Here is a 22,782-nt window from a genome sequence, read left to right on the forward strand (position 1 = left end):
GCGCTTCGGTGCTATATCGAGTCCTTGAATTCGATGTGGAGTTGTGGGAGAAATTCGGCGAGATGGTTCATCTCAGTGGCGCAGTGGCTGATCATGTCCGTCGCGAGGTTGTCGCCAATGAGTTTGCCTGCTGCGATTGGTGCGACCCGGCGGGCCAAGGTCCGACCGAGGCCCGAATTCAGCGCTTTGGCGCTGATTCCGGAGGGTAGTGCCCGAGCCGGGAGATCCAGCACCGCGGGATCGTTCAGGAAGAAGCGTGAGCGCATTTCCGCACCGCCGTCGGTTGGCCGGACTTGATGCACGAGCCACCCGACTGCCAAGGGCAGGCTACTGAGACCGACGCGCGCGCAGATGTGCGTAGTCCCGGCCGCCGACGAGAAACCCAGACGCTCCGGGTCGAGGAATCGGATTGCCAATGTCTGCCGCCGGCCTCCGATGTACTCATCGACGTAGGACACGTTGCCGACGTAGCGTTGCCTGTCCGTCAGCGTGGGGTCCGCACTGCGATCCTGGCCGAGAGCGCTGAACTGGTGCGCCTCAGGGTGCCAAAGTTTGTAGCGTTGCGTCTCGCGGCCGTGCCAACCGAACCACCAATCCCACATCGCGGCAGTGATATTCGGCATATGGGTGTGAACATTGATCTGGACCACACCGTTGCCGAGTCTGGTCCATCCGGTCTCCATGTTCTCGTATCCGGGCCGCGTCAGTCGGTCGGCGACCTCGTTCACTCCGTAGCCGAACTCGCTCGGGTACTTCCCGGCCACCAAGGCGTGTACGACGTGTTCCTGAATGGGGCGCGCGACCGGGCGGAAGTACTTCGCGTAAGGCTTTGCCTCGTCGGATGATCGAAATCCTAGATAGCGCGGTTCTTTGCCGTAGGCGTCGGGGAAGGGCTCCCGGTCTGCCTGGCTTATCTCATACCGCATGATTGCCTTTCCTTTGTGGCGCGGTCGTTGGCACCGGATCGTTCATCGGCCTGTAGGGAGTACGTGCGGTCGTCGGACGATAACCGCCCCTTCGCTTTATAGTATGGGTGGCGCCAACCCGGTTCGGCGGCGCCGGCGGAACCGCCCCGGTATGTCCGGAGTGATGTGCCCGGGTTACTCAGGGTCGGTTTGCTTGACTCGGCGCGTGCGGCCATCAGTGGCCTGCCGGACGGGAAGCAAGGTGTACTGCGCGGTCGTGCTGGACACGTTCTTAAGGCGGGTGGTCGATCGACACCAGTCAGACTGCGGTGCTGTTCAACAACGCCCTTGCAACGGCCATCGCCAACCGCGACCCGCAATCGGGCGGGACCATCCATTCCGATCACGGAGTGCCGATTCTCCGCGTAGATGTCACACCTCGTCGACTACGCCGCCATCTGCGGGCCCGGTGCTTGCTGGAGTTGCGGAAAAACCGAACCTCGCCGAGATTCCGGCAATGGCGATGTCCAACTGCCGTTCAAAGGCGTCGTCGGTGAAAGGGTCCACGGCCGAGGAGACGAGCGCTCGAAGGCCATCATTTCTCTGTGCCGTGGAAGCAGTCAGGAAAGCGCGTGCGCGCGCGGACCATCCACCGCCCGCAGCTGAGGCTCGCTTCTCGCGCTGCGAATCAACCGCATTGCCCACCGCCAACATGGTTACGGTGGACCAGGCAGTCTGTGCTTGCGCTGGATCGAAATCCTGTCCGAGCAGTACCTCGACACCGTCGGATATCCACGCCAGTCGGGTGTCGTCATCGAGCGCGCCGACCAGCATGTGCTCCAGTAGCGACGGATGGCGCGCGCACATTCTCCGGATGAACCAGGCACAGCGACGTAGATAGTGCGCCCAGTGCTCGCCCTCAACGTGAACCGGCGGCGCAGCTTCGGCCAGAATGTACTCGGCCGCGAGGGTTCGTAACTCTTGCTGGCCGCGGACATGGTGATAGAGGCCGGGCACACTCATCCCCAGCGCATCGGCAACTGAACGCATGGTGGCGCGGTCGGGTCCCTGCGCGATCACCACCGCGGCAATGACGTCGCGGTCGATCTTGGGCGGACGGCCGGCCTTTCGACTCTCGGACATAGTGACACGACTTTAAGCGGCCGCTCGCGGTCGTCCTGCCGTCGCGAGCTTGACGGTGCAATTTTGATAACGATAATGATTATCTATGCGAGCTACACGCAGGTCTGCGGTCACTCGTCTGGGCATCGCCTCGGCCTTGACGCCCTGTGCGCTCTCGGTTGGTTTGCTGACGTGCGGTCCTTGCGCGGCCGACAGCCGCGACCCGGGATCGCCGTCGTCGGCAACCTCGTCTGACGCTGCCCCCGGAGGTGGCACCTCGACTAGCGCGAGTGACACCACATCCAAACGATCGACGTCATCTGGCCGGTCCACGGTGCGGGTAAACGGCCGGGGCGAATCGGCCAGCGCAGACGCGCCGCCCGAGGGCGGGTCGTCGGCGTCCTCGCCGTCAAGGAGCGAGGCGACCCCTCGTCGACGTGACCGCAGAACTGCCGCCGACGGTGACCGAGGGCGAGCCGGCGGGGGAGACGCAGGGGTATGGGGGAAGGTCACGGCGCTGCCACGGAAGACACTCGCAACCGACATCCACCCGGGCGATGTGCCTGGCGTGACTATCGATCGAATGACGCACCCCAACGAAGGTTCCGAAGTCCTCGGCAACTCTCCGGATGTGCCGGAAGAGGTACCGGCGGAGGAGCCCGCCCCGCGTACACGTGCGTCTTCCGGCCGCGGTTTTGAGTCGACACGCCGACCGCGAGTCGAGCTGGATGGGGCTGTAGACGTTGCTTCATCGACAGTGAGCGACGGGCATGCACGGGCCAGGCTCACGGCAGCCGAGCCGGTCTCATCTGTCGAAAGTCGTTTGGCAGCACCGTCGACTCTGATTGTTCTTGGCACCGCGCAGGCATCGGCTCCAGACATCGCCGATGTTGCCGCAGCCACGACAACACCTACGCCGGATACCGTGATCACCGTTGCGGCGCCAGCGCCACGTAAGACGCTTGCTTTAGCAGTGCATCGTGTCATCACCGTCGCGCTGACCCTTGTCCAAGCGCTGACAGAGGCGGCAGGCCGGTTTGTTGATGGACTTCTCGGCATCGCAATGCCGTCGAGATCGCCGATCGCCGGGATCGGGAATCCGGTGATTCCAACCTTCACAGGGCCTGATGGCAAGGTGTATGGGGGGCCGGACCCGTTCATCACCTACAACGACGGAATGTACTACGCCACCTACACATCGTGGGATCACATCGAAATCAGGTCGGCGCCCTCGTTGGCACTGCTGTCGATCGCCGAACCTCACATCGTTTTCCCCTCGTCCAACACGGCACCTCCGGCGGAGCAGGCTGCCAATGTCTGGGCCCCTGAACTACATCTTCTCGACGGGCCGAACGGAAAACGGTGGTACCTCTACTACAGCGCGGAGTCGAAGAATTCGGTGTTCTTCACCGGTCATCGAATGTTCGTTTTGGAGAGTCAGGGCGATAGCCCCACCGGGCCTTACGCCCCGGCCGGTGTCATGCTGGATACCCACACGTCGGGAATGACCATCGATGGCACTGTCTACCAGGCGCCCGATGGCCGCCAGTATCTATTCTTCGGCGCTACCCCCCAAGGTGGCTTCGGAACGGAGAACATCTACGTCCAGGAATTGGAGAACCCTTGGACCACCAAGGGAGACCCGGTTCTCGTCGCCACACCGACTTACGGCTGGGAACAGCGTGGATCTGCGATCAATGAGGCACCCCAGATCCTGGTCAACGGGGACCGCCTCAATGTCGTCTACTCGGCGGGTGCTTACTTTTTCCCCGCCGGTTACTCGCTTGGGTTGGTGAGTGTGCCGCTCGCGGCAGATCTTCTCGACGCACAGACATGGGTCGGAGCCAAACGCCCGCAGCCGCTCTTCACCACGAACCTGGCGGCTGGTGTCTGGGCCCCCGGCCACAACAGCTTCTTCAGCTCGCCTGATGGCACGCAAACCTGGTTCGTGTACCACGCCTACTCGGTGCCGTTCCAGGGCCTGCTCGCCGGTCAGTACCTGTTCGGCGCGTCCGCCAGCGAGTATCGGACGGCGAGGATCCAGCAGGTCCAATTCGCTCAAGACGGAACCCCGGTGCTCGGGGTCCCTGACTCGCTCAGCAACCAGGTGGTGGCACCCGCAGGCGATCCGGGCCTGACTGTCCAGATCGAAGGCCTCCACGTCACCACCACGCGCGCTCTCACGACCTCCCTGGTCTCGAAGTCATTGGTTGGCCAGACCGGGACCCGCATCCTGCTCTCTCCCGGCGGATCGGCGACGTTCACGGTGACCGTCCCGCCCGGGGAATATGACGTGTATCTACGTCAGCGGCCGACACGCTATTCAGACGCATTCAAGGTAACTCTTGGCGGCGGAGCGCCCATATCGAGTTCTTCTGGAGTCGTCGGTGTCGGTCTCGGATCGGTCTCTACAGACAGTGGGAGTGTCGACATCACCTTGACCGCGAGGAATTTGGCCATCGTGGATCTGGATGAGGTTATCCTCGTTCGCCGGTGACGGGAATCTCCGAATCCGGTCAGCAGTTGCACGGCTCGATGTCACCAGAGATAGGGCACGATGCGGTAGTGAACCGTGCGGGTGTACTCGTCGTAGCCGGCCAACTTGGCACGCAGCAGGGATTCCTCATCGAGGATCCGCACCACCAGGATCGGCACCGCCAGGGCCGTGACCAGCACATCCCAGTAGGAGTCCAGGGCCAGCGGGGTGCCGAACATCATGATCAGTGCTCCCGAGTACATGGGATGGCGCACCGCCCCGTACAGGCCCGTCGAGACCAGTGGCTGCTCCTCCTCGACCCGGATGCTCGCCCCGGCGAAGTTGTTCTGCAGCACGACCGCCTGGGCCAGCACCAGTCCCACCACCACCAGAACATTGCCCAGGATGACGACCGCCGTCGGTACATGCGACCAGCCGAACCGGTGATCCAGCGCGCTCACCACCGTCATCACCACGACGGACGTGGCGAGTCCCCGATACCGAGTCCACCCGGAATTAGAGTCGGGTTTGTTTGATCCAGATTCAGTTGATCTCGCTGGCCATGGGGGTGTGGGTGCACCCGCAGACGGCAGCGTACTCGGCCGGCGTTCGGTAGCCCAGCGATGAGTGGCGGTGTCGGTGGTTGTGCTCCTCCTTGAAGTCGCCGATGACCACGCGGGCCTCGAGTAGGGTGTTCCAGTGGTTGCGGTTGAGGCACTCCTTCCGTGGTGCCGGTAGTTGAACGATTCGATGTGCCCGTTATTCCACGGCGTCCCGGGCGGGATGTAGGACATTCCTACTCTTTGATCGCAGAACTGTTGCAGGGCTTGGGAAATGAACTCCGGGCCATTGTCCATCCGCATCACCTTCGGCGGGCCGCCGGCAGCGACGAACACCTACTCCAGCTCGTCGACGAGATCCTCGCCGGTGATTGAGCGTTCCGCGAGGTTCAGCATCGAGACCCGGGTGTGCTCGTCAAGCATTGACGCGATCTTGATGGCCTTGCCGTCGATGGTGGAGTCGAACTGGAAGTCGATCGCCCACACCACATTCGGGGCATCCGCTTCGATCGGCGGGGGTCTGCGACAGAGGCAGGCGGCGGTGGGTCGAGCGGGCCAGCCCAACGGCTTTGCACGCCAACCGCTCCGACATGCCCAAGAGGTTCCTTGAGCATGTCGACGGCGCGGCGCTTGGCAGCTGGGCCAAGAATTTTCCCTTGGCGACCTCCCGCAGTGCGTCCTTGACCAGCTCGGCCTCAGCCAGAAGTCGTTTGAGCCGGGCGTTCTGCTCGCGCAACTCTTTGAGTTCCTTGGCGGCATCGGTGTCCATGTCACCGTAGGCGCGGCGCCAGTTGTACAACGTCGCAGCAGAGACCCCGAGTTCGGCGGCGACTTCCTCGCCGGTCTTGCCCTCCGCGGTCAGCTCGTCCGCGCGGCGCAACTTGCGCACAATGTCCTCAGCAGAATGCCGCTTCCGACCAGCCATACGTTCATCGTCCCTTCACGCCCGACATCGGGCTACAGGACTCTAGAACTGGCTGGACTCATCCAGCGGGAACACGCCACTCGGTTTCAGGTTAGTAGCCGCAATCCAAATGAGAAGGTCAGGTCAAACCATCACGTATCGGTGCAGCAGAGTCCACGATATAGGTAGAGATAACGCGGGCGCGGTGTTCACTAGGTAAGCGGTCCGAGTGATCATCGCGTACTCGCGAGCGCAGAGTCCCTTTGGACTGTCGGTCCGCCATGGCTCCTCGCTGCTTGAGTTCAGGAACTACCAGGGTCGCGAAATCGTCGAGAGTTCCGGGGCTGATTAGCGGATTAATCAGGTAGCCGTCGAGTTCGGAGGCCGTCGCATGCGCGACAATGCTGTCAGCGACAGTAGCTGCGTCGCCAATAAACAAAAGATCTTTACCGCGAACAAGATTGCTGAACCTGCGCTTGACGTCACCGGCTGTCAACGGAGGGCTTCCTGGCCCTGCTGAATGTACATAAGAAGTCAAGCCATTGGATTCCGTGGTCAATGGCTCGTCGTCCCGGTAGCCGCTCAGATCGATGCCAGTGTCCCCGGCGTAGGACACCAGCTGCGCCTCGAGGTGGTAAGAGGACTGAAGATCGTCGAATTTACTGAGTGCCTCACCAGTGGTGCCGGCGACCACAACTTTAGCCAAAGCAAGCGCCTTGATATCTTCTGCGCGGCGGCCGGCACGGACTGCACGCTCCCGGATATCACGCACTCCAGTGCGGATCTCTTCGGGATCTGACTTGGGCAGCAGGACCACCTCGGCGTGCTCGGCGGCAAACTGCCTACCCCGAGGGGACCATCCGGCCTGGAACAGCGTCGGCGTGCGTTGTCTTGACGGTGAGGTCAGTCCAGGACCTGCTACCGAAAAGTGTTCTCCCTGATGGTTGATTGGCCGTACGCTGCCCGGACGGGCATAGACCCCTGACGACTTATTCGCGACCACCGCGTCGTCGTCCCAGCTGGCCTCCCACAACTTGTAGGTGACGTCCAGGAATTCATCGGCACGGGCGTAGCGATCACCGTGTCGATGTTGCTGATCAAACCCGAAGTTGCGTGCCGCACTGTCCAGATAGGACGTCACTATGTTCCACCCGATTCGACCGTCGGTGATGTGGTCGAGGGTGCCGAAACGCCTAGCAAGAGAAAAAGGATGCTCGTAAGTGGTGGAGGCCGTGATCACAAATGACAGGGAGCGGGCCACCTCGGCAAGTGCGGGGACATATATAAACGGATCGTTGGCTGGCGCTTCGACTGCCCATCGTACGGCGGCATCCGAGGAATGACAGTAGACGTCATACAAACCGAGTACGTCAGCGAAGAATAATGCGTCTAGACCTGCCTCCTCGGCGGTCAGAGCGGTGTGGCGCCAACGCTCCAACCCATTCACGCCAAGGCGGTCATCAAGTGGATGCGTCCACAAGCCTGGTGCGCCACCGCACCCAACGCTGGCTTGCTCGTAGAGCGCGAAGAACAGGGGTTGGCTCAATTTCTATCCTCAGTCTTTACTGCTTCGTCAACGACCGACGCAAATGGATCTGAACGCGTACGCAGGAACATGTAGTAGTAGCCGTAGCACAGCAGTACGAACGGAACACCGAATATCAGCGCTGAAACTTGATTTGAATCGAAAGCCACGGCGATCAGAGAAATAGCAAGCACCACTATCGCAATAGCCGGCACCCACGGGTGTCCGGGAGTGCGGTAATGCAGCGAATTGAGGTCGACACCTGCCTGCACGATCTGGCGCCTGTTCAGGATCTGCGCGTATGCGATTACCGCCCAGACCGCGACCACCGCGAATCCAGCGACTGAGACTAGTGCTAGATAAACGGCATCCGGTGATGCCACGCTTGATATCAGCGACACCAAGCCTGCAGCCAGGCTTACCGCAAGCGCAACGAGTGGAACGCCGCGACGGGTGACACGGCCGAGAACGGGGTGGACCTGCCCTGCCTGTGCAAGAGAGAACAGCAAGCGCGAGCAAGCATAGAGCCCGCTGTTGCCGGCCGAAAGCAGCGCGACCACCACCACGACCGCGATGATATCCGCCGCGTATGGGATTCCCACAAGATGGAAGACGCTGACGAACGGGCTTGCCTCAACCGAGTCATCATCACCCCAGGTTGAGTTCCACGGCACGAGGGCGGCGATCACAAAGATTGCGCCGACGAAGAAGAGCACCAACCGGATCAAGGTTACTCGCAGCGCCTTCGGGATGACTGTGTGCGGATCCTTGGTCTCACCAGCGGCGATTGCGATCAACTCCGTTCCAGAAAATGCGTAGATCACGGCAAGGATGGCGGACAAGACGCCTGATATACCGTTGGGGAAATAGCCCTGACTGGTGTGGAAATTCGACAGCAGAGGCGCATGTCCGTCAGATGCATGGAAACCGAGGATCACCGCGAACCCGGTGACGATGACGATGACGATGGCAGCAACCTTAATTCCGGACAGCCAGAACTCGGCTTCACCAAACCCACGCACTGAGATCGCGTTTAACAAGAATAGTCCGATCGCGAAAACAGCGCACCACACCCATACCGGGACGCTGGGGAACCAGCGCTGCATAAGCAGACCGCTCGCTGTGAACTCGGACCCCAGCGCCGCTACCCAGCACAGCCAGTACAACCATGCGGTGATGAATCCTGCCGCAGGACCAATTGCCTTGTGGGCGTACACCTGAAAGCCGCCGGACACCGGATACTGGACCGCCAGTTCACCCAAGCAGGCCACGACAAGCCACGCCACCAACGCCCCAACTAGATAAGCCAAGACCGCTCCTAACGGACCTGCTTGATGGATGGTGTAGCCCGAGCTTATGAACAAGCCGGACCCGATCACCCCGCCTAACGCGATCATCACAAGGTGCCTCGCCTGCAATGAGCGATGCACACTGCCCTCATGTGCGCCAACTGCGGACTCATCGATGTGTGCGCGTTGGGTCACATCACTCATTGGCGATCCCCCTAAGTTGCGTCCGCAGCCAAGTCCACGGATTCGAACAACTTTAGCAACGTGACAAAAGGTACGGATCCGATGTTTACGCCCCGCTCACCGCTGGCCGACTCCCAAGGCGGGCTCCTGCGAACCGCCATTTTCTACGGCAATCGACGACCGCATGAGGTCGGTCCAGCCCACCACTCAAAGGCAGTCCTTCCCTGCCAGCAAGCTTCAAGACGATTGCTGGGTGCTGGCAACAGTGCCCGGACTTCGAGACACATCATTGCGATCGCAACAGGCCTCCAGTAGGAAATGCCGAAGATTGCATGCGACTGGATCCAGTCCCGGATTTGCTACCAAAGCACGGTGGTAGCAGTGGCACCGATTCCACGTCCGTGACGATTGGCCAGGCCTCGGTTGCAGCGGGTTGCCCCACAGTCGGCTTCCTCTGGCGCTCAAAGGGATTACAACCAAGGTGAGAAAAATGTCTGCTCGAACGTGCGAGTAGCCTGCCGAATGACCCAAGTGACTGATCGACTCGACTTCGAAATGTCAACGTCGGCTGAATCTGACGGGTCTGCTGAATGAAGCCTCCCGCGTTTGATGCGCACTTCTCTTCTTGGGAAGGTGGGTATCGTGGCGAGCAAGTACGACCCGGGCCAGGGCTGTGCGTCTGGTGCTGGATCACCGTGAGGACTATCCGAGCGAGTGGGCGGCGATCACCGCGGTGTCCAAGCGGTTGGGCATGACCGCGGGGGCCTTGCCCCTATGTAGTGGGCACGGGATTTGTGGTTACGCGGCTTGTGGCAGGGTAGCGGTTGTGTGGTGGTGTTCGTAGGTCGCCGGGCTGGAATAGGCGCATCGGGAATGCCGTCGTCGGATGTTGTAGCCGACCAGCCAACGGAATACTTCGCGGCGGCAGGTGGCAGCGTCGGGCCAGTGGCTGAGGTCCTGCAGGATCTCGCGTTTGAGGGAGGCGTTGAACGATTCGGCCAGGGCGTTGTCAGCGCTCGACCCCACCCCACCCATAGACTGGATGACGCCCAGATCCTCGCAGAGTGTAGCGAAATCCATTGCGTTGTAATGACTTCCATGGTCGGTGTGGAGCACTGCGCCGGTCAGTGAGCCGCGCAGCGCATCAGCGGCTTTGAGGGCATCTTCGACCAGTTCGGTGCGCATATGCTCGGCGATCGCCCACCCTGTCACCCGTTCGGAGAAGCAGTCGATCACCGTCAACAGATACAGATTCGCCCCGGTCTCCAACGGCAAGTAGGTGATGTCTCCGACGTACTTGTCGTTGGGTGCCGCTGCGGTGAAATCCCGATGCAGCAGGTGTGGGACTTTCTGTGTGCCGGATCGGCCACGGTGGTCTTCACCCGGCGTCGGCGGCGGTAGCCGGTGATCTTGGCGCTGCGCATCACCCGTGCTATCCGCTTGCGGTTGACCCGCTCACCGTCTGGCACGCCGTCGTTGAGTTCAGCGGTGATCTTCGGTGCCCCGTAAGTGTTGTCCGCGTCGTGCACAATGCGGATACGGGCCTCCAGCGCTTCGTCGGAGGCCTTGCGGGCGGCACGACCGTCCGGCTGCCGACAGCCAGGCGTAGAACGACGAACGCGGCGACCTCGACGATTGCGCACAGCCACTTCACCTCAAAGGTGTGCAGGTGGTCGGCGACGAACTGGAAGCGGCTCATCAGTTCGTCTTCCCGGCGAAATATTTGGCCGCCGACCGCAAAATGTCGCGCTCGGTGGACAACCGGCCTCGGTTGCGCGTAACGCCTTGTTCTCGGCCCGGAGCCGGGCCAACTCCGGTTCCGGGGTCTCGCCGCCGTGGGCCGGCGCTGTTGGTGCCGAGGGGTTGCGGTGCCGGATTGGCACCCCAGCCGCCTTACACCACGCCGAGAGCGTCACCCCGCTGACAGCGAGTTCCTGGGCGATCTGGGTGATCGTCGCACCGGCAGTGTCCCGGTACAGCGCTACCGCGTCCCGCTTGCACTCGTCCGGGTAATTTTTCCTTGCCATCGTGATGGATCATCTCGCTTCCCCCGCCAATCTTGCGGTATTCAGCGTGTCCAACACACGGGGTCAAGGCCCGTGTTACTGCGGGATTGTAAGCGAATATCGATTCCCCCCGCACTAACGCGTCAGTCCGTATATGTGATGGTCATACAGATTGTGCGTCAGAGTGAAACACTCGTGAGGGTTCTACAGCCGATGGATGGCTGGAAACAGGGCTGGGGGTCTGTCGATGATGGCGAATACGGTGCTCTGTGATGTGCAGGTGACACCCGATGGTGCTGTTGTGGTGATCGAGGATGTCGGCGCTCGTGGCGTGCCGGGCATCTTCGCGCACGAGGCGATGGGCTGTGTCGTGACTCCGCCGCGGCCTGTGCACGCGATCTGGGTGCGCACGATGAGCATGTTCGACGGTGAGCTTCTCGGTCACCAGGTTCGGGTGCGGGTCCTGGTCGGCACCGACACCCGAGGACTTGGAAGGCCGGTGTACCAAGGCGAGTTAACCGTTGCCAGTGGGGTTTTGGCGATCGGTGAGGCCCGCAACCCGGATCGCCAGCTGTTGTTCGGAATTCCCACCACACTGCGGGTCACGGTGCTGGTGGAGACCGCCGATGAGGTGATCCACTTCAGCGATCCGCCGGCGGACTACCCGGTCTCGGGTCCCACCGATGTCACAGTGCTCATCGAGGACAATCCCGGCTTCACCCACGCGGTGAGCAACACCGTCCTGCGCCGGCGGTGGTGGCTTCGATGGCCGGTAATTCGCCGCAAACTCCACCGCAGCTCCCGGCCACCGCTGCCCCTTCGACGAAAGGACCGTGGTGCGCATTCAGATATCACCACTGTGCGTGCGCTCGGAGGATGACTCAGGGCTCAAATGCGGGGGCTTCAATTCTACAGGACACTCCGGACTTCAACCGGGATAAACTTGTCCTCGACCAGGTCATTGGGGTGTTTACTGACAGTTCATACGGTTACGATGTGGATATCACGAACTGTGACAATCCTGCCGCTGGCTGGTAGTGGTCTTGAAAGCAGGCTGGAGCCCACCACGAACTTTCTGGGAAGACATCGACAGGGACATATTTGTTGCGACGCGTTGACTAGTCGGATGCGGTGTTGATGCGCAAGCCGTTGACGATATCGGGTTCGATGGCGATGACGGTGTCGGCGTGGTTGACCCACGGGTGCAGGCGTTGTTCGTAGTGGGCGATCTCAGCAGGGTCGGTCACGGTGTGGGCGCGGCCGACGACGACCACGCTCCACCCGGTGCGGGTGCAGTGGTCCACAGAGTCCGCTTCGTAGGCGACGATGAGCGAATCGCTTGCCGATACAGCCTGGGAGATCGTTGAGGACAGGCGGGTACGGATGATGATCCGGTCGCGGTCGAAGAGATGGTTGACTGGCCGGATCGCGGGCAGGGCGTTGAGGGTGAACACCACTCGGCCGTAGTCGGTACTGGCCAACAGCTCAAGTGCCTCGGTGCGATCAAGGGCCTGGGCGCCGGCGGGCAGCCGGGCCAGGCCCAAGCCCCCGTCATAAGCCGGCTCCGAGGTACCGCCAGTACTTTTCATTCGCCCGATCTTCCGGCTGCCGGGCGAGCATTGCTAGGGACGTTGTACCCCAGTTCAGCGGTCACTTGACGACAACAAACGCCGGTTATCGTCGGCGCTGTCGTGGCGGTGTGCCTGAAAATTTACGTGTGCGCATCGGTAAATGTTTGCTGAGAAGTGTTCGTCATTAATAAACGCATGGCCCGCGCGGTGTGGCGGGGAGTCGTATTTTTCCTGCTAAATAGCCTAGTTATGCAACTTTTGCGCGAGCGTAAATATTGTTGAGTGATCGTCAAGCGGCTCGATAGTGTTAGCTATACACTTGGCTGGTGGTGCTCAGCAGTTCTGATTCGTGTGCGGGGCCGTCGATTCCTTTCGACGATCCACGGGGGTCGGCGCTGTCGAACATGATTGCTCGGTGGTGGCGCACCCCGGTCGATTACGGCACCCAGGTCGCATTCTTCGCCACGCGCGGACTTTTGTGGGCCAACCAGCTGCTCTTCGGTGCTGGTTTGGCGATGGTCGCGGTCATCGCCACCATCATGCAATTCTCTCCGGCCGGTCCGGGCACGCCGACCGCGCGCCTGCTCGCGGGCGCCGTTGCCTTCGGGGCCCTGGGGTGGGCGCTGCGCTGGTGGCTGGGTGGATGGCCGACAAGAAGCACCTCGCGGGTGTTCATCGCTTCTGTGGACGCCGCGATTGTCTTGGTCATGCTGATCAACACGAACACCTCGGTCGTGGGATTCGGGCCGACGGTCCTGGTCCTACTGTCGTTCTACCTTGTCTTCTACGAGGACGCGAAAGTCCTTTTGCTGCATTCTGTCTGGATTACCATCGTGGTCTTGTTGCTGGCTCTCAATACCGTCCACGACACCGGAGGCGATATCGCGCTGGGCGCGGTGAAACTGATCGTCGGGGCCAGCCTGGCGTTCGCCCCGCTCGCCATCCAACTCGGTATCTGGATACTGCAAAACGAGGCCAATGAGTCGCTGCGCGATCCGCTCACCGGCTTGCTAAACCGCCGCGGCGTTCGGCTGTATGTGCGAAATCTTCTGGCGGGCAGAGCATTCGGCGCTGACCACGTCGTGGTCATCCTCGCTGATCTGGACCGCTTCAAAGACATCAACGACGCGCACGGACACGGCGTCGGAGATGAGGTGCTGATACGCACCGCGCGGCGCATCGCGGCGGCAGTGGGCGCGCACTCCGTCGTCGCCCGGGTGGGGGGCGAAGAGTTCATCATCATCGCGGTGGTACCCCCCAACGGCTGCGCGGGGGCCGCCGAGCGGGTATGTGCGGCGCTCTGCTCACCGGATGATTCCATACCAGTCACCGCCAGCATCGGAGCGACCAGCGTGCCGATCGCAACACTCTGCTCAGACACCGCGAACGCAGCCCAGATGTGGGAAAGCCTGCTCGATCGTGCCGATCAGGCGATGTTTGAAGCCAAGCGCATCGGCGGCAACCAGTCGATATACGTACCGACTGCTGGCGGCCGCTAATGGCGGCCCCGCACCCGCCGCCCAACCGGTTCCACCGACGGTGATCTAGCGCTGTGTCGCGTTATCGGTTGCGTGCTGCGGTTTCACCGTGTGGGCAGCGGCAGCCGAATACTTGGCGCGCAGGATGCCGTGGAGGTGCTAGGCGATCGCCCGATCGCCGTACCTGCCACACTTTGGTGGCATGGGGACGTGGACTTCTCAACGCTCCACCCCACATCACGGTGGTATCGCAGAAGCGAGACGGGCTCTCAGCTGGGTTGCCATCTCAGACGTGTTGCCAACGCCCGACCCTGGACAAACGACTGACGTCTCATTCAGCCAATGCGTGTGGTGGCTGCGCGCGGTACATTTTGATCGTGACGGATAGTGTCTCGGACTTCATGATCGGGCAGCGGGTCCTGGTTTACCCTGGCACGAGCGAAGAACGCGGCGGCACCGTTGTTGAGGATTTCGGTGACAGCGCCGGGGTGGCCGTCACGATCGGTGAGGATCTCATCGTGGCGCCCAGCCGCCGTTGGGCGATCACCCTCGATGACGGCGTCCTGGTCTTCCTTGACAGCGTCGACCTGGCAAGCGCCTAAGCGCACCACCGTGACGTGCACATCCTCCCCGAGCCCACGCGGCCGTGCTCACCCGCGCAGCGGAGTCTCAACCAGCAAGCCTAGGGAGTAACACCCACCGAACAGCAGCGCTCTGTGGTCCGTGACTCGGTGCAGCGTGACAGGCAGTACTCTCGTGGTAGAGGCAGCGTCGAGGATTTTTCGTACTGGCCGGTCATCGCGATGACCGGCCAGTACAGAATCCCGGCACGGTACGCCCGCAGGCATTGCCCTGCGTTAGGGTGTTGCCTGGTTGAGTTGCCCGTGGTCTGGGGTTGTGCACTCGATGAACAGCTGGTGGTGTCCAGTGGTTTGCCCGAGATCGGGGATACCCGGGATCTGGGCCGCCAGTTACCGTTCGGGTTACCCAAGACCGTGCGGCCAGGTTACTTTCTCGGCAACCACCTCGAAGTCATTGACTTCACCGACGCGCCGGGCATGAACGATCCGGTCTGAGGTCCCACCGCAGTCACTGTGTTGCTGCGTGCAGATCACGGCTTCGCTCAAGCCTGGCCAACACCGTGGTGGACGCTCGGGGCCGGCATGGATGGTTGGGCACCCGCCGCCAATTCGGTTGAGCAGCCGTGTCTGGTTTGGTAGTGAACCGAGAACAATCAGATCGTGTCTCACGTGCCTGGAGCGCGAATTAGTAAGTGCCCATGCCATGTTCGGTGACGGGGGTTTTGGATCGATGGTGGTGGCCTCTGCATCGGCGGGTAGCGCCGGGCCCGGGCATTTGTGATGCGAATCACGTGGGTGGCGAGGGGATTGCGGTGCCAGGTGTGAGCTAATGGGACGACTCGGCGGCCGGTTTCTCCCCCGTCCCTTTGTCTACCCACCCCCCGGGTAGACACCTAACGATCTCCCCCGATCGGGGACGGCGCGGCGGCCGCCGAGCCCCTCATTCGCGGAAGCGCATCGGATTCCACAACCAGTTTGTCACCGCACATCCACACCCGGTGCTCCAGTCGCTTTTGGTGGTCGCGTGTGTGGCGGTGAGCGTGCGCAGATGACGACGGCATCAAATGCTGCTCGTCGACGTGGCGTGGTGGGTGATTGATAATCAGTCCAATATCTGTAACTGTGCCTACTTTTCGGTATTTCCAGTGGTTTTCGGTGGAAATGATGAAGTCGTACCTGGCGGGGGTGCTGCCCCCGGCGGAGATCTTCCAGAGCGTTGCTGTAAGCGAGGTCACGGTGGGTGGGGCGTTCGCTTCCCGAGTGCACCTTGCAGATGCTCGTCTTAGCTGACGGGCCGGGGATCTGATGGGGGTTGTCCGTATGTGCTTCGTCAGGGTTGACGGGCTGATACTCGGTTGAGGCGGTGGGGGTCTGCCGTTGAGAATGGCTGGATGGTGGGCGTGCGGTTTGTGCGGCGTGTGGACGGGTTGACCTAGGAGTTCGTTCGCGATGGGGAGGTGGATGGCTTTCCGTCGTATAAGCGGAGCGACCTCGATGTTTGGTGTCGACGACTCCTAGACTTCGGCTGGGTGGTCTGCAACGAGGCCGCCGAGGTGTCGAGTCGCCCGTTCGGCCATACCGGGTGTGGTGATCTTCCGCCCGAGATTGTGTGGGTGAGTTGCAAGGGTGATCGGTCGTATGTGTATGACCTGGTTCGGGTCGATGTTCAGGCGGCCGCGGGTTGCAAATCTTTATAGAGATGTTTGGTTCTCAGCATTGAGTAGAGGACGTCGCCGCGGCGTCGTGCTAGGCAGATGCGGGCGCCGTTGTGTTTCTTGCCCTCCGCCCTCCGCCCTCTGCGGTCGTAGTAGCTGCGGCTTGTCGGGTCGTGAAGGGCGGCGAAGGCGGACAGGAACAGCGCGCGTTTTAGTTTGTGGTTGCCGGATCGGGCGGGGTACTCGCCGCGTATGGACCTGCCGGAGCGATGGGTGACGGGGCGATCCCGGCGTAGGAGGCCAGGTGGCCGGCCGAGGCGAAGGCCGAGCCGTCGCCGACTTCGAGCAGGATGCGAGCACCGGTCCTGACACCGACGCCGGGCATCGAGGTCATGACCTTGGCAAGGGGGTGGTCGTCGAGTATCGCCTTGATCTCCGCGGCGATCGTTTGTCGCTGCAGCTGAATGATTTTCAGTGAATCGGCACCCCGGATCATGCGAGAGACAGGGGGAAGAAGTCATACCGGCCTGGCGACCGTGGTCGCTGCTCCATGGGCCACGAGAAGGTAACAGTGATGATCGTGGGGGATCTTCTGCCGGGTGACCAGTCGGGGTGGAGTGCGCATCGGTGGTGGCAGGTGGGCTTCGCGTTGATCGTCATGGTGCCGCTCGCCGCGGGTGCCAGCCACGCCGTCACAGCTCCGCATCGGCGGAAGGCCATTGACGTGATCGAACACAAGTAGAAGTGATTCTGGACACGATGAAGAATTCTGGTGATTGTCAACACGATAGATCGCTCAGAGCCTCACGAGTGGGTCTGCCCTGGTGTACTTATGCCGGCGGTCGGATCTGAGACAACTACGCGTTTGCTGCAAGGTCCGACTCCGAGTCAGCGCTCGATCACAGTCACCCGGTGGCGTGATCCTCGGGATACTGCAGGGGGAGTCTATGAGGTGCCTTCATTTCGGACGTGCTCGGTTGTCCATGATTGCCGTGGTAGCCGTCACCATCGCTGTTCTGTTCGTGGGTACGGGCACTTCTCACGCAGGTCTGGACAACGAGTTGAGTCTCGTTGACGGCAAGGACCGGACCCTCACCGTCCAGCAGTGGGACACGTTCCTCAATGGTGTGTTCCCGTTGGACCGCAACCGGCTGACCCGTGAGTGGTTCCATTCGGGTAAGGCCAAGTACATCGTCTCGGGCCCGGGCGCGGATGACTTCGCCGGCACGTTGGAGCTGGGTTACCAGATCGGCTTCCCGTGGTCGCTCGGTGTGGGTATCAACTTCAGCTACACCACGCCGAACATCCTGCTCGACGACGCAAATCTTAACCCCGTCAACGTATCTCTGGGCGCCAACGGAATAAGCGTGGCAGCCAATCCGGCCTTCAACCCGGTACAGGTGGTCACGCCGAACCTGTTCCCGGGTGCGTCGATCAGCGCGGATCTGGGTAACGGCCCGGGTATCCAGGAAGTGGCGACCTTCTCCACTGATGTTTCGGGTGCCAATGGTGCGGTGGCGGTGTCGAATGCGCATGGCACGGTGACCGGTGCTGCCGGTGGTGTGCTGCTGCGTCCGTTCGCTCGGCTGATCGCCAAGGAGGGTGACTCGGTCACCACCTACGGCGAGCCCTGGAACATGAACTGAGGCACAATGATCCGACACCTCCACTACTGACAGATCAAACCTCCTCGATCCCCCCAGAGATATGCGATCACCAGATCGACATGGGCGCGCAGACCGTTGAGCACGCCAGCGTTCGCTGTGGAGACAACTTATCTGCTTGAGGGCGGATCAGCCGGCCTCGGCGGTGCTTTCGTCAAGGAGCGTTTGGTAACGGTGGCAACCGGTTCTCGCTTTATGGAGTCGATCGCCGGTGTAGCGGCGGAGTGCGATCACCATTGCATCGGCCAAGCTTTGACTCACTGACACGATGACATGGAAAATATTGACGCAGAACCGATCACGGTCAGCAAGCCAGTGAATCTCGCCGGAAATGACTGCTACCTTAACGATCAAGGCGAAGTTTCACTGTAGCCAGCGGCAGATGCAAGAACCACGGCCGGTCACACGTCCAAACGACACCCGAGGAGAATGGCCTACCTAAACTGCGAGAGTTCTAGGACCTATCGGCAATGGCAGATAGGCTCGACAAGGTTAGTCGGGGTTAGACAGGCAAACCGAACGGCACCGCTGGGTGATCTGGCCCAAAGTCAGTCGGGCCTGATCACTCAAAACGCATACAGGGTGAGAGCGCGGCAACCCTCGGTCTGCTCTAGCGAACAACAGAGCTCGCCTATAGTGGACCGCGACCCCCAACCCCAGCCAGATGGCCCCTAGACCCCCAAATCGGTCCACTGATACCGGCGTGCTTCACCCGGCTGCAGATTCGGCGGTGCCGGCTGGCCGCGGCAGCCCTGTCTGCACATCCAGACTGTGTACTAGTTAACTGCGGAGGCGAAGTGTGTCAGCCGTTACCCCTACAGCGAACCGCTCTGCGTCGCGCAGACTCTAGGCTCAAAGTGTGCCGCATACATCGATCGACACCCATTGTGCGCGCTGTCTGCAGACAGCCCCGCCGGTGGGCCATCCTGCTGAGCAGTTGTGGACACCACTGGTCATTAACTCGCGGTGGGCCTTCGTCATTGAATGCCCTCAGTGCCAAGAGGATTCGTAGAGTACTCTGGGAAGCCGTCCAAGGTTCGACGCCATCAGGGTCTGCTGCAAGATCAGATGGAGGGCAAATACCTGCCGACTGTGCCCTTCTGACGTGGCGCCCGCCGGATCGCGGCCAGTCCTCCGGCTGGGTCGGCCGCGCCCCAGTCCCTCGCAAATCAGGCATCCTCTCAATCCAAACTACGTAGATCACTTCATGTTTCGGACTTATAGTGAGGAATCCCGACTCATGGTAAGCCGATTGACAAGCCGGCGCGATCCACTCGTACTCACGCTTGGCGTCCGACCACTGTGACAATCGGGCTCAGGTTCGTCGCCGGTTAACTGGAGGTGCGCGGACCGCTGGGCGAACGCTGGCGTTCTGCTGAGAATAAAGCGATCGAGGGGGCTTTCGGGACCTAGGCAGTGCACGCTGCGGTCTGATCAGCCGCCACACGGGACACCTCAACATTCAGACAACCGTGTGGTTGTGGGAAATGCAGCGTTCGTGGAACAGAGCCCGATACAGCCAGCGTGAGACAAATCGCCCCAGAACTCAAGGGGCGGGGCATGGCTGTCAGCCTTTCGTACAGGCCGTCACTTAGTCACCGAATCTGGAACCCAAACGGTGGGTCAGGTCAAGATGTCACCTATTCGTGCAGCAGGCCCGGCTTCATGCCGTCTGAACTCGTCTTTTGCGACGAAGATTAACAAGCATCCGCGACACGCCCGAGTGTTGTCAAAGTAGCCAGGCGTGTCCTGTCAATTTTCGCTGCATCTCGACAGCTGTTGTGATGTCGGTCTATCGAGATGCGGACATGCATCTTCGTTGCCGCAACGAAGATGCACAACTGCGCCGGATTGTTAAACAAGATGCCGAGTTCGATACAAAGGGGTCGTGTTGGGCGTGGCTCTAGTCGGCCATGTCGTCGTCGACGGTGAGATCGAATAGCTCGCGCATGTTGGAGAAAAGGCTGCACCATCGACCTGGTGACGCAGGGCGAGGAATTGTTGTGCGTCTACACTCGCTACGAAGCGCAGGGTGAACGGCATGTAGCGGTGGCTGAACTGGTGAAAGCGCCGGACTGACCACCTGGCTCATCGGTGCGACCGCGCAAGGCTCGTCATGATCAGGGCGGCGGTCGCGCGGAATCCCCTGAGACAGTCCATCGCTACGCCATATGCAGCCGCGTTACACGCCGGCCGAGGTCAACTCCTCGGCGAACAACCGGGCACGCGCAGCCACGTACTCCTCGCTCAACCGCGCAACCAGCTCGGCCGTCGAGACCACGTTTCGGATGGGACCGATGCCTTGTCCGGCACCCCAGATGTCCTTCCACGCTTTGGCGTCGGTGTTTCCGCCGGAGCCGAAATCCATTGTCGACGGATCGGATTCGGGCAGGTTCTCCGGATCCAGCCCCGCTGCCTCGATGGAGCCGCGCAGATAATTGCCGTGCACACCGGTGAAGAGGTTCGAGTACACGATGTCGCTGGCGCCGCTGGTGGTGACCATTTGCTTGTAGGCGTCCTCGGTGCGGGCTTCGGTCGTGGCCAGGAAGGCCGATCCGATGTAGGCGAGATCGGCGCCGGCGGCCTGGGCGGCCAGGATGGATCGGCCGTGGCCGATGGCGCCGGAGAGCAGCAGCGGCCCGTCGAACCACGCGCGGATCTCCTGAACAAGCGCGAACGGCGAGATGGTGCCCGCGTGCCCGCCCGCTCCCGCAGCCACGGCGATCAGGCCGTCAGCGCCCTTCTCGATGGCTTTGCGTGCGAACCTGTCGTTGATGACGTCGTGCAGCACGATGCCACCATAGGAGTGGATGGCGTCGTTGACGTCGGCACGGGCGCCCAGCGACGTGATCACGATGGGGACCTTGAAGTCGATGCACGCCTGCACATCCTCGTCGAGTCGCTCATTGGACTTGTGCACGATCTGATTGACTGCGAACGGCGCCGTCACCCCGTCGGGATGCTCACGGCGCCGGTCCTCCAACGTCGTGGTGATCTGTTCCAGCCATTCGCGCACCACCGCGGCCGGACGAGCGTTGAGCGCAGGGAAGGACCCCACGACGCCGGCGCTGCACTGCGCGATCACCAGCTCCGGTCCGGAGCAGAGGAACAGCGGGGCCGCGACGACGGGCAGGGCGAGATCGTTGCGCAAGACATCGGGAAGGGCCATTGGGCAGTCACTTTCGCTCGGGTCGGTCGGTGCGGTGGGATGGCAGTTCAGCGCGTTCTGGATGCGGGGGAGCCAGATCGTCTGCGGTCTCGGCGATTTCGCGCCAGAAGGCAATGGATGCCGTTTCGATCATTTGGCCTGCCCGCAAAGTCGCCAATGGGTAGCCGATGCCGGGACGATCCTGATAGCGGTGCTGAAGATCGGTGAAGTAGGCCAAGCGGGCCTTGCGTTCCACGATCTGGTTCTCGGCCAGCTCCCGGATGCTCGCTGGATCTGCAAGCTCACCGAAATGGAGTTTGAGCAGCGCCTCGTCGTGGAGCTCGGAGGGCTGTGCGGTCCCGGGATCACACAGCCAATTCCTCAGGCAATCAAGGCCTTCGGGCGTGATGCTGAAGAACTGGCGACGTCGGCCGCCGTCCTCGGTCTCGGACTGCAACAGCCCGCAGTCCTCCAGTCGGCGCGGTTCGCGGTACAGCGTGGCGTGCTGGAGAGGCCACAGGTAGGCGATGGATTCGGCCACGTATTGCTTGAGCTGATACGAGGTGGTGGGTCCGCGCACGGCGATGACACCCAGGACCACATAGGAGAGGTGGCTGAGTCGGGAGCCCTCGGACATAAACTCAACCGTATCATTGATACGGTCTTAGTGGCACGGTCGGAGATGCCGTTCATTCTTGTGCGGTGCCTCACACTGATGGCGTGAAGCGGGATGGGTCACGTGGACATCATGCTGACCGGCTGAGCGCTGTGCGTGATGGGCTGCGGATTCTGATCGAGGCCGGTCAAACGCGGGTGCCATCGCGGGAGGCGCGAGCGGTGCTCGCCGATCGGGAGGCTGATCTCGCACGTGCCCGGGACAGGACGCGTGGACTCGGCGACGTGCTCGCGCGACTGGACGCCGCTTTGGTTGCCTCGCGGGCCTCGAACATGCGATATGCCTCCACGGCGCCCGACAAGCCCATCTGGTGGGAGATGATGGCGCTGGGCCGCAGCTTTCCGGCGCAACGTTCTTCCGTCTTTTCCCGGACAATCGTGAGGTGTTGTTCGCCGGCCAGGAATCACACCATAGAGTGTTTGCCGATGCCATCGCTGGCGCGCCAGTGTCGGCCACACCACTGGAGGCGAGGCAGGAGCAATGCCAGACCCGCATTACCAGCGCAGCGGCTGTCACACCGGATCCCGCGATTCTGAACTGGACCTGTGCGGCCCTTCAGCCCGACTACGCCTCACCCAAACTCGGCCGGTAATCGGCCGCGTCGGCCTCGGCGGCAAGCAAGGCGCCCAGATCGCCCTCCTGCTGGGCGACAAACACGCCGATCACCTGCCGGCATACCTCGGGCACGCTCACCCCACGCGTATCCGCAATACGTTTGAGCCCGAGCAGCATTGACGTAGAGACGTGAAACTGCACGGCGAACTGACCGCACGAACCATCCTCAGGCGGCGACCCCGGACCCACTACCACAGGTTCATCCACCCCGTACTCGCCCACCTCAGCACGCCGAGCTCGCTCAACAAACCCGCCGCCACCAACGGTGTCGGCCGGCTCCGGGAACTCCTCATGACTGAACAAACCCATTCTGCCCACGCTAGACCTCGCAGACTTCTCAGGTTGCCAACGAAACCAGACGCAGCACGGGGCCAGGTACTGGCGCTGGTGAGAATCAAACTTCACGGCGGATCTGGCGGTGGCC

Annotated in this window: 17 protein-coding genes and 3 pseudogenes; 7 read left to right on the top strand and 13 right to left on the bottom strand. The window is 61.7% G+C overall.

Annotated features, from left to right (window positions below; translation table 11 throughout):
- Positions 1-11 precede the first annotated feature (11 nt).
- Together QN239_RS02605 and QN239_RS02610 are read right to left on the bottom strand one after the other, a co-directional pair.
- Complete coding sequence (locus QN239_RS02605) at positions 12-926, bottom strand: DAPG hydrolase family protein (RefSeq protein ID WP_499008053.1); 915 nt, start codon at positions 924-926, stop codon at positions 12-14.
- A 411-nt stretch (positions 927-1,337) separates the two neighbouring features.
- Positions 1,338-2,048: a TetR/AcrR family transcriptional regulator gene (locus QN239_RS02610; protein ID WP_499008054.1), complete on the bottom strand. Its 711-nt coding sequence runs from the start codon at positions 2,046-2,048 to the stop codon at positions 1,338-1,340.
- 562 nt (positions 2,049-2,610) lie between these two features.
- On the opposite strand from QN239_RS02610, the gene QN239_RS02615 reads away from it, so the two are divergent.
- Complete coding sequence (locus tag QN239_RS02615) at positions 2,611-4,524, top strand: glycoside hydrolase family 43 protein (RefSeq protein WP_499008055.1); 1,914 nt, start codon at positions 2,611-2,613, stop codon at positions 4,522-4,524.
- Between the two features lie 41 nt (positions 4,525-4,565).
- On the opposite strand, the gene QN239_RS02620 is transcribed toward QN239_RS02615, so the two are convergent.
- The 5 genes and pseudogenes from QN239_RS02620 to QN239_RS02640 all read right to left on the bottom strand — a co-directional run bounded on the left by QN239_RS02620 (position 4,566) and on the right by QN239_RS02640 (position 10,991).
- The gene (locus QN239_RS02620) at positions 4,566-4,973 is read right to left on the bottom strand and encodes a methyltransferase family protein (protein WP_499008056.1); all 408 of its coding nucleotides are present in this window, start codon (positions 4,971-4,973) and stop codon (positions 4,566-4,568) included.
- A 73-nt stretch (positions 4,974-5,046) separates the two neighbouring features.
- Positions 5,047-5,988, bottom strand: a pseudogene (locus QN239_RS02625) (integrase core domain-containing protein).
- Between the two features lie 118 nt (positions 5,989-6,106).
- Positions 6,107-7,513 (bottom strand): NtaA/DmoA family FMN-dependent monooxygenase, encoded by a 1,407-nt coding sequence (locus QN239_RS02630; RefSeq protein ID WP_499008057.1) that lies wholly within the window; start codon positions 7,511-7,513, stop codon positions 6,107-6,109.
- Entirely contained in the window at positions 7,510-8,985 is a 1,476-nt protein-coding gene (locus QN239_RS02635; protein ID WP_499008058.1) for an amino acid permease, read from the bottom strand. The genes QN239_RS02630 and QN239_RS02635 overlap by 4 nt, the downstream gene beginning before the upstream one ends.
- A 777-nt stretch (positions 8,986-9,762) precedes the next feature.
- A pseudogene (locus QN239_RS02640) lies at positions 9,763-10,991 on the bottom strand (IS3 family transposase).
- A gap of 196 nt (positions 10,992-11,187) precedes the next feature.
- Here QN239_RS02640 and QN239_RS02645 point away from each other — a divergent pair.
- Positions 11,188-11,850, top strand: a complete 663-nt coding sequence (locus tag QN239_RS02645; protein WP_499008059.1) for a hypothetical protein — start codon at positions 11,188-11,190, stop codon at positions 11,848-11,850.
- Between the two features lie 238 nt (positions 11,851-12,088).
- On the opposite strand, the gene QN239_RS02650 is transcribed toward QN239_RS02645, so the two are convergent.
- A complete protein-coding gene (locus QN239_RS02650; protein ID WP_499008060.1) occupies positions 12,089-12,559 on the bottom strand; it encodes a pyridoxamine 5'-phosphate oxidase family protein in 471 nt (156 codons plus the stop codon).
- Positions 12,560-12,867: 308 nt separating this feature from the next.
- Between QN239_RS02650 and QN239_RS02655 the strand changes: the two genes are divergently transcribed.
- The 3 genes from QN239_RS02655 (at position 12,868) to QN239_RS02665 (ending at position 15,095) form a co-directional block, all read left to right on the top strand.
- A complete protein-coding gene (locus QN239_RS02655) occupies positions 12,868-14,040 on the top strand; it encodes a GGDEF domain-containing protein (protein WP_499008061.1) in 1,173 nt (390 codons plus the stop codon).
- A 356-nt stretch (positions 14,041-14,396) separates the two neighbouring features.
- Positions 14,397-14,621 (top strand): hypothetical protein, encoded by a 225-nt coding sequence (locus QN239_RS02660; RefSeq protein WP_499008062.1) that lies wholly within the window; start codon positions 14,397-14,399, stop codon positions 14,619-14,621.
- Between the two features lie 114 nt (positions 14,622-14,735).
- Positions 14,736-15,095 (top strand): hypothetical protein, encoded by a 360-nt coding sequence (locus QN239_RS02665; RefSeq protein WP_499008063.1) that lies wholly within the window; start codon positions 14,736-14,738, stop codon positions 15,093-15,095.
- A gap of 1,171 nt (positions 15,096-16,266) precedes the next feature.
- Here QN239_RS02665 and QN239_RS02670 read toward each other — a convergent pair.
- Positions 16,267-16,739, bottom strand: a pseudogene (locus QN239_RS02670) (transposase); the annotation flags it as partial.
- A gap of 90 nt (positions 16,740-16,829) precedes the next feature.
- Here QN239_RS02670 and QN239_RS02675 point away from each other — a divergent pair.
- Positions 16,830-16,997, top strand: a complete 168-nt coding sequence (locus tag QN239_RS02675; protein ID WP_499008064.1) for a hypothetical protein — start codon at positions 16,830-16,832, stop codon at positions 16,995-16,997.
- A gap of 241 nt (positions 16,998-17,238) precedes the next feature.
- Positions 17,239-17,901: a porin MspA gene (gene mspA / locus QN239_RS02680; protein ID WP_499008065.1), complete on the top strand. Its 663-nt coding sequence runs from the start codon at positions 17,239-17,241 to the stop codon at positions 17,899-17,901.
- Between the two features lie 147 nt (positions 17,902-18,048).
- Here the strand turns inward: mspA and QN239_RS02685 are convergent, their stop codons facing one another.
- The 4 genes from QN239_RS02685 to QN239_RS02700 form a co-directional block, all read right to left on the bottom strand.
- Entirely contained in the window at positions 18,049-18,273 is a 225-nt protein-coding gene (locus tag QN239_RS02685; RefSeq protein WP_499008066.1) for a hypothetical protein, read from the bottom strand.
- A gap of 1,828 nt (positions 18,274-20,101) precedes the next feature.
- On the bottom strand, positions 20,102-21,088 hold the full coding sequence (locus tag QN239_RS02690) for an NAD(P)H-dependent flavin oxidoreductase (protein ID WP_499008067.1): 987 nt from the start codon (positions 21,086-21,088) through the stop codon (positions 20,102-20,104).
- Positions 21,089-21,095: 7 nt separating this feature from the next.
- Positions 21,096-21,704 (bottom strand): PadR family transcriptional regulator, encoded by a 609-nt coding sequence (locus tag QN239_RS02695; RefSeq protein WP_499008068.1) that lies wholly within the window; start codon positions 21,702-21,704, stop codon positions 21,096-21,098.
- A gap of 603 nt (positions 21,705-22,307) precedes the next feature.
- Positions 22,308-22,667: a hypothetical protein gene (locus QN239_RS02700; RefSeq protein WP_499008069.1), complete on the bottom strand. Its 360-nt coding sequence runs from the start codon at positions 22,665-22,667 to the stop codon at positions 22,308-22,310.
- Between the last annotated feature and the right edge of the window lie 115 nt (positions 22,668-22,782).

The sequence above is a fragment of the Mycolicibacterium sp. Y3 genome (assembly GCF_051188035.1).
In the GTDB taxonomy this organism is placed as follows: Bacteria; Actinomycetota; Actinomycetes; order Mycobacteriales; family Mycobacteriaceae; genus Mycobacterium; species Mycobacterium fluoranthenivorans.